The organism is Acinetobacter marinus (assembly GCF_900096915.1).
Classification (GTDB): domain Bacteria; phylum Pseudomonadota; class Gammaproteobacteria; order Pseudomonadales; family Moraxellaceae; genus Acinetobacter; species Acinetobacter marinus.
Genome location: NZ_FMYK01000002.1, coordinates 220035 through 235817, shown reverse-complemented (window position 1 = coordinate 235817; position 15783 = coordinate 220035). Strand labels below are relative to the sequence as shown.

The following is a 15783-nucleotide window of genomic DNA, read 5'->3' as shown; positions in this document are numbered from 1 at the left end:
TTTTCTCATGGCTTCAAGAGCAGATTAAAATGACTTATATTGTTGGTTTAACGGGTGGCATTGGTAGCGGTAAATCTGCAGCCAGTGCGTGGTTTGAACAGCAAAATATTGTTGTGGTGGATGCAGATGTCGTGGCGCGTGAAGTGGTTGAGATTGGACAGCCGACATTGGTTGAGATTCAGCGACAATTTGGCAAATGGGTTTTAGAACCATCAGGTGCGCTAAACCGTACTGCCCTTCGAGAATATATTTTTCAGTACCCTGAAGCACGCAAGCAGCTTGAAGCCATTACCCATCCTGCGATTCGTCAATCGATCATTCAGCAACTTACGCAAGCACAAAGCCCCTATGTGATTTTAGTTTCGCCATTATTATTTGAAACGAAACAACATCTAATGTGTCAACGCTCGTTATTGATCGATGTGCCTATCGCCCTTCAGCTTGATCGAGCCAGCCAACGAGATGGTCAAAGCCGTGCGCAGATTGAACGGATTATTGCCACACAAATGTCCCGAAAGGATAAGCAACAACTCGCTGATGATATTGTTGATAACTCCGCTGACCTTGCGCAGTTATACCAACAATTACAACCTTTGCATCAAACCTATCTCAGACAAAGTCAATTACTCGATAATTGATTCAAATCACTGGTTTATGTCTGCGATAAGCCAACCAACGCCACGGCTGTAAAGCACCGAAACCAATACCAATCAACCCACAAATAATCGCTGGAGACACGGGTTCATTCAGCAAAGGAATCGCCAAGACTGCAGCGATAAACGGTGCTAAGGTCACAATACTACCTGCTTGGAATGCACCGAGACGCTTAATCGCCTCAACATAGCTCAGCGTTGCTACAATCACCACCAAGATGCCATGAAAAAGTGTTTGAATCAGTAAATGCTCAGGTTCGACTTGTGCTAAATGTTTCGGCATAAATAATACATATACGGGTAAATACATGATTGCCGACCAAATCGCCACACTACTCATGGCTTGCCAAGCCGTCAGGCTCGACTCACGTAACAATACAGTAAAAATCCCCCAGCACACTGCACCAAGCACAAATAACAGATCACCCAAACCAAAAGGTTGATGGCTATTTAATGACAGCAGATAGGTCATCAGCATCAGCGACAAGGACATGATGATGACACTGATCCAGATATTCCGATCAAATGGCTGTTTATACATAATATATGCCGCCACAGCGGTACATACAGGAATAAAGCCATTTAAAAAGATCGCCGCATGCGCCGCAGGTGCAAAATAAAAACCACTATATACGGTCAGGCAATAGCCAATCCCACCAAATAGTGCCAGCACAATCGCTTGTTTTTGAAATAAAAATTGATAGTTGCGTTGATAAAGTAGAATCGGTAGCAAAATCATAAAGGCAAAAGCAAAGCGTAATGCAGTCAAATCCCACGCCACGATACCCCACTTCGCACTCAACCGCGACAAGATGGTAAAACCACCCCAAATACACATGGTAATCAGGACAAAGAGATAGCCCTGCAATTGCACACGATTCATCATGGTGTCCTTTTGCGGATTTTCACAGGAGATGCGATACAGTGCAGTGAAATATCACTCAACCAAAATATCGCTTAAAAATTTCAAGATAATAGCCAGATGCAGTCTGAACGAATACAGCTGAATAAATACAGCTTAAGCCTGACTGATTCGTTGACGACAGGCTTCATACAGCGCCATACCCGCCGCCACACTGACATTCAAACTTTGTAGATCACCAGACATTGGGATATAGACTTTTTCATCGCACTGCGCTTGGTTGATCGGACGAATCCCCGTATCTTCCGCACCCATCACAATCACCAATCGACCTGTTAAATCACAAGATTGGATGGGCATTGCGCTTTCGTCGAGTAAGGTGCCGACCACTTTTACATCGTGGAGCTTTGTCGCTGCTAAAGTTTTACCAAGATTTGTGACTTGAATAAATTTTACTTTCTCCGCACCACCAGCAGCGACTTTTCGTGCGGTCGGGGTCAGACTCGCCGAACGATCACGCGGTACAACTACCGCATCCACACCCATCGCAGCCGCAGTACGAATACAGGCGCCGAGATTATGTGGGTCGGTGATTTGGTCTAATGCCAAAATCAACACATCTTTTTGCTGTGTTAACAATTTTTCTAAGTCATCTTCATTTAATGTCGGCTGAGGTCGCACCGCTGCCACCACACCTTGATGAAAAGGTAAACCCGCTAATTTTTCCAAAGTATCTCGACTGGCTTTTTGCACGCTAATGCCAAACGGTTCAGCCAATTCCAGAATTTTCTTTAAGCGCTGATCATCACGACCTTTGAGTGTAAATAATGTCAACACACGCTCAGGTTCAAGCTCCAGCAAGCTCTCTACAGCATGTACGCCATAATAATGTTCTGCCTTCGCCATCGTGCTCACCTATACGCTATGAAAAATTGTTAAAAGATATATTTTAAAAAAATAAAAATCCTGTAAGTGACTTACAGGATTGAGCATTTGAGATCGATCTGATCACAGCGCCTGTTAGCCCTCAAAGTGGCAAACATAATCGACCACGACGCTGGTTTCGATTTTAAACATGCTATTGGCGCCAACATAAAATGATTGACCCGCACGGAACAATTCGCTTTCTTCGCTATCTGCGATCAAGACACGACATTCCCCAGAAATAATTTCCATACGTTCAGCGACGTGCGTTTCAAAAGTGAGTGGCTGATCGGTTGGCATAATGACACCAAGCGTCTTTCTCGTCCCATCTTCAAACTGAACGACATGGCTCACGCATTTACCATCGAAATAGACATTTGACTTTTTAATCACAGACACATGGTCAAACTGTGCTGAACTCATGTAAAACTCCAGTACCTAGAAATTTAAACGAACAATTGCAATGAGCAACTCGACTGAATAATCCAATCGCAAAATCATCACTTATTTTTAAACCCTGCTAGTGTATATCGAGCAGGCATAATGAATCAATTGCCAATGCAACACCATTGAAAATTCCATTCTCAAATGTGTGATTATTGGCGATTTTTGTGATCGAATTAACACGATCAACCCCAAGAAAAATAATTAGTACACCAATCACTTCAACTCATTGTAAACTGTCTAGCGCACTTCCTGATTAAATACATTATCTCCATTTATGTCGAGCTTATCCTTACTTCGTTTTCTGCCACTGGCTTTGATCCGTAGCCTTGCCAATGTGGTGGCATGGTTTATTTGCCTAAACAAAGATCAAGGCATGTACTGGAAAACCAAAATCAATCTCGGCTTAGCATACCCCGAGCTCGATGAACAGCAAGTCGAAGCGATGAGCAAACGCAGTGTACACAAACAATGTTTATCTTATGCTGAGTCAGCAAAATGCTGGGCAATGCCACCCGAATGGAGTGTTGCACAAATCAAAAAAGTGCATCATCTGGACGTGCTCACTTCGGCATTAGCAGACCCCAAAGGGGCACTCATCATCACCCCGCATCTTGGTACTTGGGAAATGATGAATGCATGGGTACATCAGTACGGTACGCCAACTATCATGTATAAACCAAGTAAAAATCCAGCTTTAGATCAGTTTGTACTCGACTCTCGAAAAAGTCTCAATGCACAGCTCGTTCCAACCGATGCTACTGGCGTGAAAGCGCTTTTTAAAACCTTAAAACAAGGTGGTTTCAGTGTGATTTTGCCCGATCACGTCCCCGATCGTTCTGGTGGTGTTGTCGTGCCTTTTTTCGGGATCGATTGTTTAACCAGCACGCTTGCCAGCAAAATGGCTCAAAAAACAGGCTGTAAATTGGTTGGGCTAAGTTGTTTTCGACAAGCAAATGGCGAAGGATTCGAAGTATATTGCGATGATTTGGATGATCCAGCACTTTATGATCAAGATATTCATCTTGCGACGACCGCTTTGAATCAAGCCATTGAAACAATGATTAACCGTTTTCCTGAAGAATATATGTGGGGATATAAACGCTTTCGCAAAGCACCGCATTTACCTAATTTTTATAAAAATAAGTAGCCCACGATAACAACTTCACATGATTCAACTCATGCCCACGATGGAGCCATTCGATCTTTATCGCTAATAATCAAGTCATCTACATCTACACCGTGAGACAACCAATCAATATTTAAGGTTTCATCACACCACAATAGACTTCTCTCGTGCGCTTTTGAATAGTAATTTGTTGTTTTATATAAAAAATGAGTATCATCTTCAAGTGCTAAAAAACCATGTGCAAAGCCTTCAGGAATCCAAAACTGTCGATGATTCGTTGCACTCAACTCTACGCCAACCCATTGCCCATATGTTGCAGAATCTTGACGAAGATCGACCGCCACATCCCAAGCACGTCCCTGAACAACTCGGACTAATTTGCCTTGTGCACATGGATCAAGCTGATAATGTAAGCCACGCAATACACCTTTCTTCGAACATGAATGATTATCCTGAACAAATTTTGGAATATTTAAACCACGCTCATGTAATGCATGTTCAAAATTTTGTTGGTTAAAACTTTCCATAAACCAACCACGATCATCAGCAAAGCGTTGTGGCTCTAAGATGAATAAGCCTTCGATTTTTGTTTCGATGATTTTCATGTATTCACCCCACAATTAAAAATTTAAATAAAGAGATAAGGACGCTGATTACTTCGCAGTTTTATCAAGATATTCCTGATAAATTTTCAATAAGTATTGACCGTAACCTGTCTTGTTAAAAAAATCACCTTGCGCTTTTAACTGCTTTTCATCTATCCATGCATGATTAAAAGCAATTTCCTCAAGACACGCCACTTTTAAACCTTGGCGTTTTTCCAGCGTCTGTACAAAATGACTTGCCTCGATCAGGGAGTCATGCGTGCCTGTATCTAACCATGCAAAACCTCGCCCCAACATCTCCACACTGAGTGCTTGCTCTTGTAGATAAATATTATTCACATCGGTAATTTCTAGCTCGCCACGTGGTGATGGTTGAATATGCTTTGCAATGTCGACCACGTTATTGTCATAGAAATAAAGTCCAGTAACTGCATAATTGGATTTTGGCTGAGTTGGTTTTTCTGCAATGCTTAATGCTTTTCCTTCAGCATCAAACTCCACCACGCCAAATCGTTCAGGATCATTCACATAATAGCCAAATACTGTCGCCCCTGAAGTTTGTTGCGCAGCACGCTTGAGTTGCTCACTAAAATGCTGACCGTAAAAAATATTATCTCCTAGAATGAGGCAGACATTATCTTGACCAATAAACTCCTCACCAAGGATAAATGCTTGTGCTAAGCCATCAGGAGAAGGTTGGACTTGATAAGAAAGCTGGATACCGAGTTGCGCCCCTGAGCCCAATAATTTTTCAAAATGAGGTAAATCTTCAGGTGTAGAAATAATCAATATTTCACGGATTCCCGCCAGCATCAATACCGATAACGGGTAATAGATCATTGGCTTGTCATAAATCGGAAGCAGCTGCTTTGATGTCCCCATAGTGATTGGGTACAACCGTGTGCCTGAACCGCCTGCCAGAATAATTCCTTTACGTTTCACTTGCTGATGCATGTTATAGAATCTCTTGAATGACTTGATCCACACCGTGCTGCCAATGTGGTAACTGGATATTAAACGTGCTTTGTAATTTTTGAGTATTTAATCTTGAGTTCAGTGGTCTTTTTGCTGCTGTTGGATAATCTTTAGATAGGATCGGATGCACCGCCTCTATCATCAAGTGCTTACCATGGTGCTGTGCTTGTGCAAAAATATATTGCGCATAATCAAACCACGTGGTTTCACCTTGTGCAACAAGATGGTAATGTCCATGCAGAACATGTCTATCTTCACAAGGTTGTAAAAAATAATAGCCCAAGACCTGAGCCGTCACATCCGCAATCAGTGCGGCACCTGTCGGCGCACCAACTTGATCTTGAATAATATTTAATTCTTGCTTGGTTTGGGCGAGTTTGAGCATCGTTTTAATGAAATTATTACCCTGAGTGGCATAGACCCAACTTGTTCTAAAATTCATAAAGTTTACCGAACTTGCGTCTAAAGCCTCCTCCCCGTTACGCTTACTCACGCCATAGTAATTGATCGGCTGGCTGATATCATCCTCACTCCAAGGACGATGACCTTCTCCACTAAACACATAATCGGTGGAATAATGAATCAATAGAATATCTTGAGCACTACAGAGCTTGGCGAGATTGGCGACAGCCAAATGATTAACCGCATCTGCTTGCTTTTGGTCTGATTCTGCCAAATCCACTGCGGTATACGCCGTGGCATTTACGACAACAGCAGGGCGCAATGTCGTGATGAGTTGTTGCATCATATCGAAGTCACACACATCCCCGCAAAGTCCATCTTGGCTTAGTGCACGATCCAACGCAATCACTTGACCTAATGGTTGCAAGGCGCGTTGCAACTCCCAACCAACTTGTCCATTTTTTCCGAGCAACAGGATTTTCATATTTTCTGGTTCATCTTTTATGATTTATACTTCCTGATTCATCTTTAAACAGATGCTGACTGATAATGTTGCTTGATCCAGTGTTGGTATTCCCCACTTTGAACCTGCTTCACCCAATCTTGATGATTTAAATACCACTGCACGGTCTTACGCAGTCCAGATTCAAAACTCTCCACAGGCACCCAACCAAGGTCACGTTGGATCTTGCTGGCATCAATCGCATAGCGTAGATCATGACCAGGACGATCGGTGACATAGGAAATTAAATCCGCATAATGCGCCACACCTGCTGGTTTGTGCGGCGCAAGTTCCTCTAATAACGCACAGATTGCATTCACCACATCGATATTCTTTTGTTCATTATGTCCGCCAATGTTATAGCTTTCACCCACTTTTGCCTGAGTCAACACGGTATATAATGCTCTTGCATGATCTTCCACAAAGAGCCAATCTCGAATTTGCTGTCCATTACCATAGACGGGCAGTTTTTCTCCTGCCAAAGCCTTTAAAATAATCAACGGAATCAGTTTTTCTGGAAAATGATACGGGCCATAATTATTAGAACAATTACTCATCACCACAGGCAAGCCATAGGTACGATACCATGCTCGCACCAAATGATCAGAACTGGCTTTACTCGCAGAATACGGCGAGCTCGGGGCATAAGGCGTCGATTCGGTAAATAATGCATCCGTATCTTCCAAATCACCATAAACCTCATCCGTTGAGATATGATGGAAGCGAAATGCTTGCTTCTGCTGGCTTTCTAAACTGTTCCAATAGTAGCGGCTTGCCTCAAGCAACTGATAGGTGCCAATAATATTGGTTTCAATAAAAGCGGCAGAACCCGAGATAGAACGATCAACGTGGGACTCTGCTGCCAGATGCATGACTGCATCAGGTTGAAACTCGGAAAATAGGCGATCTAAAGCCGCTCGGTCACAAATATCTGTCTGCGAAAACTGGTAACGTGGATTATGTTCAATTGATGCCAATGAGGCTAAGTTACCTGCATAGGTCAGCTTATCCACATTCAGCACTGAGTCATCGGTATGCTCAATGATATGACGAATCACCGCTGAACCAATAAATCCTGCACCACCTGTAATTAATATTTTCACAACCCAAGACACCTATTCGCAAAATCGAGCTGAGCTATGATAACATTTTGCTTCATGAATGCGTTTGATCAAGCTGTTATCCTTTTGCGCAGAAGTGTTGTGTTATGGCGTTTTCAGCAGAATTTTTAGGCAACCTTTTAAGTAAATTTTACTCCTTACTCCCTACCACCCCTCATTATGTGCATGAAAAAGCATCTTACTGTTCAAAAGTAGCCTTTTCTTATACATTCTGGCTTATCTCCTTTCAGGTCAATCATGCGGAAATTAAAAATCATTCTTGCAATGCCAAGCCATAGCAACTTTGCGCAACCAATACAAGAGAACTTGCAACACCATGATATTGATGTTTCATTCATCGACTGTTCACCTGAATATCAAATCAACATTAAGTTGAATTATTTACATAAAATTTATCATTTTTTTCATAAGTATTTATTTCTTGACCCAACATATAAGGTAAAGGCGAAAAATAAAATTAAAGAAAAAATCATCGATGACACAATAAAAAGAACAATGGCAAACAGGTCGGTCGACTTCACCCTAGTCATTCGTCCAGACTTATTTAGCTTACAGCAGCTCAAAATGATGAAATCCGCCACTTCAGATAAGCTTATTGGTTATCAGTGGAATGGACTAAATCGCCTACCCAAAACAGTACAATCCATAAACCAATTTGATCAATTTTACGTCTTCGACCCTTTAGATTTATCCAATGACGATTATCAAAAATATCATTTACAGGGCACAACCAATTTTTATTTTGACATGTACCTACCGCAACCTATTGCACATGAGGGTGTGGTAGCATATTTTGTAGGTATACATTTTGATGACCGAACGGCTACTTTAGAAAAATGCGCTCAAGCGCTTCTTAAGCAAGGCATTCTACTTGACTTTAATATTCTCTATTTCAAAAAAAATAAAATCACCTCAAATACCTATCAATGTAAAACGATTAAATTAATTACTGATAGTATTAAATTTGATGAAAATATTGATCGAATCAACCAGTCAGACATTTTAGTCGATGTCGTTAATCCCATTCATCATGGTCTTTCTTTTCGGACGTTTGAAGCACTTTATTATCAGAAAAAATTAATTACCAACAATAGTACAGTCAAAGACTATGACTTTTATCATCCGAATAACATTCTTATATGGGACGGAGAAGATCTTTCGATGTTAGGAGAATTTTTACGTCTTCCCTATCACCACATCGACGACTCAATTCGAGATAAATATAGTTTTAAAAATTGGATTAAAAACATACTTAATCTGGAGCCATATCAAAAAATTCTATTACCTAATGCAAAAATATAGCAACAATCCACATCTACCCACCCAAATATAGGATATTTAAATCAAATGAAAAATTTATCTAAATTTTATTTTAAACATTTTAGTTCCATGTTTTAGTTTAGAAAAATTGATTGCTATTTTTTTTACTTTGAACCAAATACGCAAACACTCTTTTTGAATTTTAGCACTTAGTGGCAATTTTTCTTTCTGTGTATTTTTTCCTTTCCTCACATTGCGAACGTCTTCAAGCGCACTAGGAAAACGTGTTTTTCCAGAGGTTAAGATCATGTCTTGCACACATAGTGCAGGAGAAAGCTGATATATTTTTAACTCATTTATTTTTGGGTATTCTCGAAAAACAATATGGTCAACAGGTATTAATACTTGGCTATTTATTGTAAAAGCTAGCAACTCTTGTGCTACTTCTCTAGAAATCAAATAGCCCGCACAGCCCATATGAGGTTCATTTAAGAGTAATAACTTACGATGATTTGGTGCAGAGATATTTTTATTATTTATCGCTATTCCAATTTTTTTATAAAACATTTCCAACTTAACTAAAGAATGTTCTTTTGGAATCCATGCTGTGCTGCCTAGAAATTCATTTGCAGACTCACCTAAATAAATATCATCTTCAAAAATAGCTACATAATCAAGATGTTCATCGACAGCTTTTTTCCAAACCATCATATGACTGAGTAAACAGGAAATTTCATTTGGATGCAAAGTAGATTGATATTTGCCTATCCTCAACTCAGCACAAGTAAAATCCATCGTTGAAGGGGTTATTGCGTTAAAAAACTCAAACTCTACCTGTTGTCTTTCAAACTCTTTCGTCACATGTTCACGACGTTCTTGCGCAGTAGATAAACTAATGATGAAATTTTTAATCGACATCGAAAACCGTTCTCGCTTTATTAAAATAAATCAAAAAACCAAAAGATTTGTGATTTTAACAGACACAATACTAACAAAATCTGTTTAGCCCAGCCATTATCCTATATCATAGAAGAAATGACGTGTTAGGAATACTACAAATGAGTGAAGAAATCATCAAGATTTTTGTCGGTTGTGATCCCAATAATTGCGATCTTGAACAAATGATGGTGCTTGACTATAGCGTTCGTAAAAATACCAAACATCCTATTGAAATCACTTGGATGCAACTCAGCCATGATCGCCAAAGTCCTTGGTATTCTGATGAAACCACGCAGGAAGGATGGCGCACTGAAAAATGGGCTACACCGTTCTCGGGCTTTCGTTGGGCGATTCCAGAACTTTGTCATTTCGAAGGTCGTGCAATCTATATGGATGCTGATGTCATTGTACTGTGTGACATTGCTGAATTATGGTCACATCCAATGCAAAATGATGCGATGGTGATTGCGAAAGGTGGCAAAAGTGCTGCACGCCTATGCACCTGTGTATGGGATTGTGAAAAAGCCAAGTCATATCTACCACCATTGAAAGAAATTCAAGACAATCCTGACGGGCACAAAAATTTAATGCGTCTATTAAAAGAAAAGCCTGAACTCGTCGAACCGTATCAACATAGTTATAACAATATTGATGGTGAAGATTTACCAATATCTGAAATTAAAATTTTGCATTATTCAGATATGGGCACTCAGTTTAGTCATAAATATGCGCTTCCTCGATTAGCTAAAACCAATCAGAAACACTGGTTTGATGGTAAAATCATGCCACATCCAAGAGCTGATCTAAGTGAACTTTTTGATACATATTATCAAGAGGCAATAGATTCAGGTTATCAGCCTGAAAACTATATGATTGAACCTTATGGTGATTTTTCAAAAGCCACACAAATCAACTATCAAGGCAACAAAGTGACTCGCCCTAGCGCTCAATCAAGCTGGTTAAAATCACAAATACACAAATTCAAAGCAAAATTTAAAAAATCTACTTTTAAATTGGATGGCTAATTTAGATTACCTCGTGTATTTTTCCACAGTTATTCAACTACGATGATGTTTATGGCTTTTCAGAATATTCAGTTATTTTTCTCAAATTTGATTTTACGAAATTTTTATAAAGTCATTTACAAATATTCTCATCCAAAGGCTTTTAAGCATAATCGTAGATATTGGCCGTATTATCAAGTCACTCGAAACACACAAGGTGGAATTGATCAAGTTTACTTTAAAAATCAACTTATAGCAGATAATTCCAGCATTCCATTAAGCGAACTAAAAAAAGCAATGCTGGTTATGACAGGTCCATCCATTAAAGAATATCCAAGTGATATATTTTCAAAAGATGGTGTTGATTATATTGGTACGAATGGCTCTATTTCATTACCCAATATTAAGTTTAAATATTATGTCATTATTGATCACAATTTCACCAATAATCGTTTTGATTTAGTTTCCAAAGTATTGCGAAGTGATTGTGTATTATTCACTACACCACGATGCTTAGATATTATTCTTAGAAAAATTCGACCTGATCAAATCAAGTGTCAAGTTAAAGTTATTGAAACAATTACAGAAGGAAAGATTGAGCGATTTTTGGGTTCTCGCATAACTGTAAACACTGAGCAAGAATATTTTTACCTACACGACGGTAAAGGATTTTCTCAACATATTGAAAATGCTGTATTTGATTATTTTACTGTCGCATATGTAGCTTTGCAGATTACCTATGCACTCTCTTATGATGAAATATATTTAGCTGGTTTGGATATGAGTAATTTTAATCAGCCTCGATTTTATGAGGATACGCAAACAAAACAGCCAACAATGCTAGATCAATATCTAAGTGATATTTTCCCTGCATTTCATACTGCTTCTCATTTTTTGAAGATGAAAAATATTAAAGTCTACAACCTATCCGAGCAGAGCGCCGTGGAATCTTTCACCAAAGTCGACCCGAATCACATTTGGTCTGATTCAAAAATCAATGCGTCATCCGACTCTAATAACTAAACCGAAAAGGTATTAAAAATCCAGCAAGGTACCTGAAAAATATTGCTGCTTCACATAATGCTGATCAAGAATATGACGTTCTTTTCCTGCCAATTTGATGAGTTTTGGCAATTCATTTGGCGCCTTATGGATGGCGAAATCAATTAATGTTCGCTCTTTAACCCATTGATTTTTAACTTGATAGTAAAATGCATTTTGATCACAATTTAACAGCACCATACTCGGCATGTCATCTCGCATGACTTTCTGACACGCCACATAAGCGACCAAATATTCCAAGCGCCCAATCCGTTGAAAGTAATCATCATAATTGGGGTAGTTCGCTCGAATCGCTTGAATATACTGCGCAACACCACCCTCTATCGCTACGAACAGTTCATCAAACCAGCGTTTAAAGAATGCTTGCTGAGGAAGCGTTGCCAGCAACCAATTTTCTACCACAGGAAATTCTGGCAAGGTGGTATTTTTCTTACGGTAATAGGCGAAACTCTGTGTTTGCGTGTTATGCATCAACTGCACAATCCAATCGAGTTTTTCATAGAGCATGATACTGGCATCCAGCCAAATCCCACCATGATGATAGAGTAGATCAAAACGAATCAGATCCGCACGTTGTTGTGCAGTCGCCTTTTGCAACACGGGGGAGTGTAGATCAAATTGGATAAATTCATTAACGCTCTGCGGATCAAGCACATGCACCGCATAATCTGAATGTAAGGTCTTGATCTGATCAATACAGTGCCGTACCAATGCAGGCATGTCACCTTGCCAATATAGCCAGATAATTTTTGGAAATACGACACCTTCTGAATCTGCTATGCGAGTACTAGGTTGGATAATCAGTTGCCCAGCAAAATTATTCACCGCATCGCACTGCCCTTGTTGCTTGGTCCAATACAGCCAATAAAACTGCATGCGATAAAATAATTTTTTAAAAATTTTCACTTCAGCAACCATCCAGTCATGCTTGATCTCATCATATTTGATCTCGCCATGCTTAGTTCATTCGCATAAACTGCCTGCGTTTTAATCCAAATATTTATGCTTCACCGCATTCCACTTATCTCGCCACATGCGTTTTTGCTTCTTGATACCGTAAGTGGATTGACGATTTTCTTTCTCTTTTCGAGAAATGCCTTGTGATGCCACGGTGCCGAGAATATCACTGTCCAAGCCCGCAGGCCGCACCAACGCTGGCCATACGCCTAAGCCTTTGCCATTTTTACTGAGCCACGTTTGAAAGAAAATATCAACAGGCATGTGCATCGGTTTACCCGCTTTCAAGAATGCCTCAGCACCTTGTCGTGACCAGATCAAGCCCAAACCACGAATCGGGAAATAATAGGCATGCCACAAAGCATGCTCGCCAAACTGAGTAATGTCTTTTGCCAGCTTTTTCTTCTTGGCAGCAATATTGATCAAGTACCAATCGATCTCAGGATGTTGATGCAAATAGGTCAAAATCTCATCGATACGTTGCTGAAAATCCGCAGCAATTTTCATATCATCTTCAAGCACGACCAGATAATCTGCATCACTAGCGAGGAACTGCTCAACACAACCATAATGACTAAGATAACAGCCCAACTCAGAATTCAGTAATGTCCGTCCGAGGAGTTGCTGTGTCTGTGACGCATCGTAATCTGAAAATTCAGACAGTGCTTTGCCTCGACCATCATACGCCGAAAACCGCTGGAACGTGGTGTTACTTTGGTTTAACTGCGCCGTGGCACGTGCCAACCTCGCATCACTACCGTCTAAATTAATTAAATAAGTCAGGACTTTCATCAATATTGCTCACCTCACCAATTAGGCTTGGGCGGAAATTTGTGCTTTTAACGAATTCGGCAAATAATCACCGAGCTTATGCATAAATGCAGTGTAAATTTGCTGTTGTTGCAACGTATCGAGCTGATCCAAACTTTGCATACAACCGTATTGAATTGTGCTATCCGCCAGTTGCGTCAAGAAGGTTTCAACACCTTGCTCATTTTTTAAATAAGCAATCGGCAAATCTGCCCGCAGATCGGCTTGTCGTTGTTGGATTTTCAAATGATTCATCAAAGAAATCGGATTGAGCTGTGCCACATGACGGAATTTATAGCGAATCTGTTTCTCCAATAGCTCAGGATGCGCCATAAAATAGTCTGCCAAAATACGACGATCGACGCTATGTGGATAATGATGAATTTCAAAAAACTGCTTAAAACCTAAAATATCCGCACCCATCATCTGCGCAATCATATGTTTTGGCTGAATCGGTTTGCCAATTTGTTGTTTTAAGAATTGACGATATTTCAACTTGGCTTTGATCGGAAAACTATTTGCCCAATGTCCGTAAGTGACGATTTGCTGTACATCGGCATAATTGGGTTTCGTTTGCTTATTTTTCGACTGTGCAGATTTGATCCACTTGCGCTTCGCCTTAGGTTCTACCTCGCAGTCACTGACAAAGTCGCTGATTTTGGCATCGGCGTTAAAGAAAAAATCATCATTTAAATAAATAAAATAATCGGATAAGCCGTCGATATTCCACAGCATCGACTCGATCGAACGGGTATTAAAAGTCGGCAAATGTTGCTCATAACCACGAAATAATTCTCGGTGATCAATCACTTTGATTTTATCGGCTGCACACAAACCTTGCTGATGAAACTCATTCAACCAAGCAGGCGACTGACTATCCGCCACAATATAAATATGCCCACTAAATGGCACATACTTTAATATCGAAGCAATATTGAAATAAATCTCATGATTACTGGCAAAACGGGTCTCGCTCACCGCATCCGAGGCTTGGCTTTTGGCTTTGCCTTGATATTGCTCTCGTTTCGCCTTGAGCGCAGGATCATTGCCATCCACCCATGCGATCACTAAGTCCATCTGTTCAATCATTTTTTAATCTTCATCACTCTTAACTGTTCAATTGGCTTGATATTTTATATATAAAATTTATTGCCAGGCTTCTTTGATCCAATCTGACGGCAACACATAGCGATACCATTTACCGCCACCGCCATTAATCGCATCGGGTGGATTAATCTCACCGTGGAAAATAATAATTTTCACCCCTTCAGGTTTGACGGGTGGCTGAAAATAAGCAAAAGGAATCTTGCGCAAACAGTGATATTTATAGCTTTTACACCATGCATCATTCCAATAACTCAGCTTGCCTTCTTTGTGCACGAACCATGACAGATAGGCTTGTTCGTTGCGAAACTTCTCTCGAATCTCATCGAAATGCTCACGGAAATACGGCAAAATTCCAGGAAAAGCACCGAGCTTAAAGCGATATACCGAACTATTCCCCGTGACTCGCCAAGGACGCTTCCAATCATGAATAATTAAAAACTCGCCCTTCTCTTGGAAAAACGCATCAATATTATCGACAATGACTACGTCCAAATCTAAAAATAGCGCATTACCTTTTAATCCGTACAAGTCAGGCTCAAAAGTGGATAGCTTATTCCAGCCTCGCTCGGGACTGCCTTCAGGTAAATCTAGCGGTGGAATCGGAAAGCACTGTACATTCGGATCAATTCCCTCTGTACGATCGGTCAGACAGACCATTTTGAACGGGAGTGTGGTATGGCGTTTGACCATGTTATACAGGCGATTGACGTATTCTGCGCCATACTTGGTGCCCCACTTCATGCAGAGGATAATATTGTCCTCACTGGTATACGCAGTGGACGGATGTTGCGCCGTTGCTACATCGGCATTCCGTGTATCGATATTCTGAGTATCGCTATTTTGAGCATCATTATCGGGTAAGTTTTCATTTGGCATCATTGTTCTCGATATTTAATTTCCACTCATAGCGACAATATATCATTCTGAGTGCAATTCCTCTAAACTAGATCACTTTTTTACGCAATTCATTGTATCGCACTTCACAAATAGATTATGTTGGGAAGTGTAGACATTGGGTCAAATAATT

17 protein-coding genes are annotated in these 15783 nt (G+C 40.3%); 5 read left to right on the top strand and 12 right to left on the bottom strand.

The genetic code is table 11. The annotated features are described in order from the left end of the window. Positions 1-29: 29 nt before the first annotated feature. On the top strand, positions 30-638 hold the full coding sequence (coaE, locus tag BLQ60_RS04445) for a dephospho-CoA kinase (RefSeq protein WP_092616634.1): 609 nt from the start codon (positions 30-32) through the stop codon (positions 636-638). Between the two features lies 1 nt (position 639). Here the strand turns inward: coaE and BLQ60_RS04440 are convergent, their stop codons facing one another. The 3 genes from BLQ60_RS04440 to ppnP form a co-directional block, all read right to left on the bottom strand. Then, entirely contained in the window at positions 640-1536 is an 897-nt protein-coding gene (locus BLQ60_RS04440; RefSeq protein WP_092616631.1) for a DMT family transporter, read from the bottom strand. A 135-nt stretch (positions 1537-1671) separates the two neighbouring features. Then, positions 1672-2421 (bottom strand): 23S rRNA (guanosine(2251)-2'-O)-methyltransferase RlmB, encoded by a 750-nt coding sequence (rlmB, locus tag BLQ60_RS04435; RefSeq protein ID WP_092616628.1) that lies wholly within the window; start codon positions 2419-2421, stop codon positions 1672-1674. Between the two features lie 114 nt (positions 2422-2535). Beyond that, positions 2536-2862, bottom strand: a complete 327-nt coding sequence (gene ppnP, locus BLQ60_RS04430) for a pyrimidine/purine nucleoside phosphorylase (RefSeq protein WP_092616625.1) — start codon at positions 2860-2862, stop codon at positions 2536-2538. A 298-nt stretch (positions 2863-3160) separates the two neighbouring features. Between ppnP and BLQ60_RS04425 the strand changes: the two genes are divergently transcribed. Then, positions 3161-4033, top strand: coding sequence for a lysophospholipid acyltransferase family protein (locus BLQ60_RS04425; RefSeq protein WP_092616622.1), 873 nt, complete (start codon positions 3161-3163; stop codon positions 4031-4033). Positions 4034-4062: 29 nt separating this feature from the next. Here the strand turns inward: BLQ60_RS04425 and rfbC are convergent, their stop codons facing one another. The 4 genes from rfbC to rfbB are packed head-to-tail and all read right to left on the bottom strand — an operon-like array spanning position 4063 to position 7599. Beyond that, positions 4063-4617 carry a dTDP-4-dehydrorhamnose 3,5-epimerase gene (gene rfbC / locus BLQ60_RS04420; RefSeq protein WP_092616618.1) on the bottom strand — a complete coding sequence of 185 codons (555 nt, stop codon included), beginning with the start codon at positions 4615-4617 and terminating at the stop codon, positions 4063-4065. Positions 4618-4665: 48 nt separating this feature from the next. Beyond that, on the bottom strand, positions 4666-5571 hold the full coding sequence (gene rfbA / locus BLQ60_RS04415; protein WP_092616615.1) for a glucose-1-phosphate thymidylyltransferase RfbA: 906 nt from the start codon (positions 5569-5571) through the stop codon (positions 4666-4668). A gap of 1 nt (position 5572) precedes the next feature. After that, on the bottom strand, positions 5573-6478 hold the full coding sequence (gene rfbD, locus BLQ60_RS04410) for a dTDP-4-dehydrorhamnose reductase (protein ID WP_092616612.1): 906 nt from the start codon (positions 6476-6478) through the stop codon (positions 5573-5575). Positions 6479-6522: 44 nt separating this feature from the next. Beyond that, positions 6523-7599: a dTDP-glucose 4,6-dehydratase gene (gene rfbB / locus BLQ60_RS04405; protein ID WP_092617397.1), complete on the bottom strand. Its 1077-nt coding sequence runs from the start codon at positions 7597-7599 to the stop codon at positions 6523-6525. 255 nt (positions 7600-7854) lie between these two features. On the opposite strand from rfbB, the gene BLQ60_RS04400 reads away from it, so the two are divergent. Continuing rightward, positions 7855-8919, top strand: coding sequence for a WaaS/CpsH family glycosyltransferase (locus tag BLQ60_RS04400; RefSeq protein ID WP_092616609.1), 1065 nt, complete (start codon positions 7855-7857; stop codon positions 8917-8919). 54 nt (positions 8920-8973) lie between these two features. Here the strand turns inward: BLQ60_RS04400 and BLQ60_RS04395 are convergent, their stop codons facing one another. Continuing rightward, on the bottom strand, positions 8974-9795 hold the full coding sequence (locus tag BLQ60_RS04395; RefSeq protein WP_244515961.1) for a glycosyltransferase family 25 protein: 822 nt from the start codon (positions 9793-9795) through the stop codon (positions 8974-8976). A 140-nt stretch (positions 9796-9935) separates the two neighbouring features. Between BLQ60_RS04395 and BLQ60_RS04390 the strand changes: the two genes are divergently transcribed. Both BLQ60_RS04390 and BLQ60_RS04385 read left to right on the top strand, forming a co-directional pair. Continuing rightward, complete coding sequence (locus BLQ60_RS04390) at positions 9936-10841, top strand: glycosyl transferase (RefSeq protein WP_092616606.1); 906 nt, start codon at positions 9936-9938, stop codon at positions 10839-10841. A 51-nt stretch (positions 10842-10892) separates the two neighbouring features. Next, positions 10893-11843, top strand: a complete 951-nt coding sequence (locus BLQ60_RS04385) for a lipopolysaccharide biosynthesis protein (RefSeq protein WP_378235225.1) — start codon at positions 10893-10895, stop codon at positions 11841-11843. Positions 11844-11855: 12 nt separating this feature from the next. Here BLQ60_RS04385 and BLQ60_RS04380 read toward each other — a convergent pair whose 3' ends face one another. The 4 genes from BLQ60_RS04380 to BLQ60_RS04365 all read right to left on the bottom strand — a co-directional run bounded on the left by BLQ60_RS04380 (position 11856) and on the right by BLQ60_RS04365 (position 15497). Further along, the gene (locus tag BLQ60_RS04380; RefSeq protein ID WP_092617391.1) at positions 11856-12788 is read right to left on the bottom strand and encodes a glycosyltransferase family 32 protein; all 933 of its coding nucleotides are present in this window, start codon (positions 12786-12788) and stop codon (positions 11856-11858) included. A gap of 81 nt (positions 12789-12869) precedes the next feature. Next, the gene (locus BLQ60_RS04375; protein WP_092616603.1) at positions 12870-13631 is read right to left on the bottom strand and encodes a glycosyltransferase family 25 protein; all 762 of its coding nucleotides are present in this window, start codon (positions 13629-13631) and stop codon (positions 12870-12872) included. A 21-nt stretch (positions 13632-13652) separates the two neighbouring features. Continuing rightward, the gene (locus BLQ60_RS04370; RefSeq protein ID WP_092616600.1) at positions 13653-14738 is read right to left on the bottom strand and encodes a Stealth CR1 domain-containing protein; all 1086 of its coding nucleotides are present in this window, start codon (positions 14736-14738) and stop codon (positions 13653-13655) included. Between the two features lie 57 nt (positions 14739-14795). Continuing rightward, positions 14796-15497 carry a glycosyltransferase gene (locus BLQ60_RS04365; protein ID WP_092617389.1) on the bottom strand — a complete coding sequence of 234 codons (702 nt, stop codon included), beginning with the start codon at positions 15495-15497 and terminating at the stop codon, positions 14796-14798. Positions 15498-15783 lie beyond the last annotated feature (286 nt).

Excerpts from the sequence above, each read along its gene's own strand:
- coaE (WP_092616634.1), top strand. The coding sequence starts at position 30 with ATGACTTATATTGTTGGTTTAACGGGTGGCATTGGTAGCGGTAAATCT.
- BLQ60_RS04440 (WP_092616631.1), bottom strand. The coding sequence starts at position 1,536 with ATGAATCGTGTGCAATTGCAGGGCTATCTCTTTGTCCTGATTACCATG.
- rlmB (WP_092616628.1), bottom strand. The coding sequence starts at position 2,421 with ATGGCGAAGGCAGAACATTATTATGGCGTACATGCTGTAGAGAGCTTG.
- ppnP (WP_092616625.1), bottom strand. The coding sequence starts at position 2,862 with ATGAGTTCAGCACAGTTTGACCATGTGTCTGTGATTAAAAAGTCAAAT.
- BLQ60_RS04425 (WP_092616622.1), top strand. The coding sequence starts at position 3,161 with ATGTCGAGCTTATCCTTACTTCGTTTTCTGCCACTGGCTTTGATCCGT.
- rfbC (WP_092616618.1), bottom strand. The coding sequence starts at position 4,617 with ATGAAAATCATCGAAACAAAAATCGAAGGCTTATTCATCTTAGAGCCA.
- rfbA (WP_092616615.1), bottom strand. The coding sequence starts at position 5,571 with ATGCATCAGCAAGTGAAACGTAAAGGAATTATTCTGGCAGGCGGTTCA.
- rfbD (WP_092616612.1), bottom strand. The coding sequence starts at position 6,478 with ATGAAAATCCTGTTGCTCGGAAAAAATGGACAAGTTGGTTGGGAGTTG.
- BLQ60_RS04400 (WP_092616609.1), top strand. The coding sequence starts at position 7,855 with ATGCGGAAATTAAAAATCATTCTTGCAATGCCAAGCCATAGCAACTTT.
- BLQ60_RS04395 (WP_244515961.1), bottom strand. The coding sequence starts at position 9,795 with ATGTCGATTAAAAATTTCATCATTAGTTTATCTACTGCGCAAGAACGT.
- BLQ60_RS04390 (WP_092616606.1), top strand. The coding sequence starts at position 9,936 with ATGAGTGAAGAAATCATCAAGATTTTTGTCGGTTGTGATCCCAATAAT.
- BLQ60_RS04385 (WP_378235225.1), top strand. The coding sequence starts at position 10,893 with ATGGCTTTTCAGAATATTCAGTTATTTTTCTCAAATTTGATTTTACGA.
- BLQ60_RS04375 (WP_092616603.1), bottom strand. The coding sequence starts at position 13,631 with ATGAAAGTCCTGACTTATTTAATTAATTTAGACGGTAGTGATGCGAGG.
- BLQ60_RS04370 (WP_092616600.1), bottom strand. The coding sequence starts at position 14,738 with ATGATTGAACAGATGGACTTAGTGATCGCATGGGTGGATGGCAATGAT.
- BLQ60_RS04365 (WP_092617389.1), bottom strand. The coding sequence starts at position 15,497 with ATGAAGTGGGGCACCAAGTATGGCGCAGAATACGTCAATCGCCTGTAT.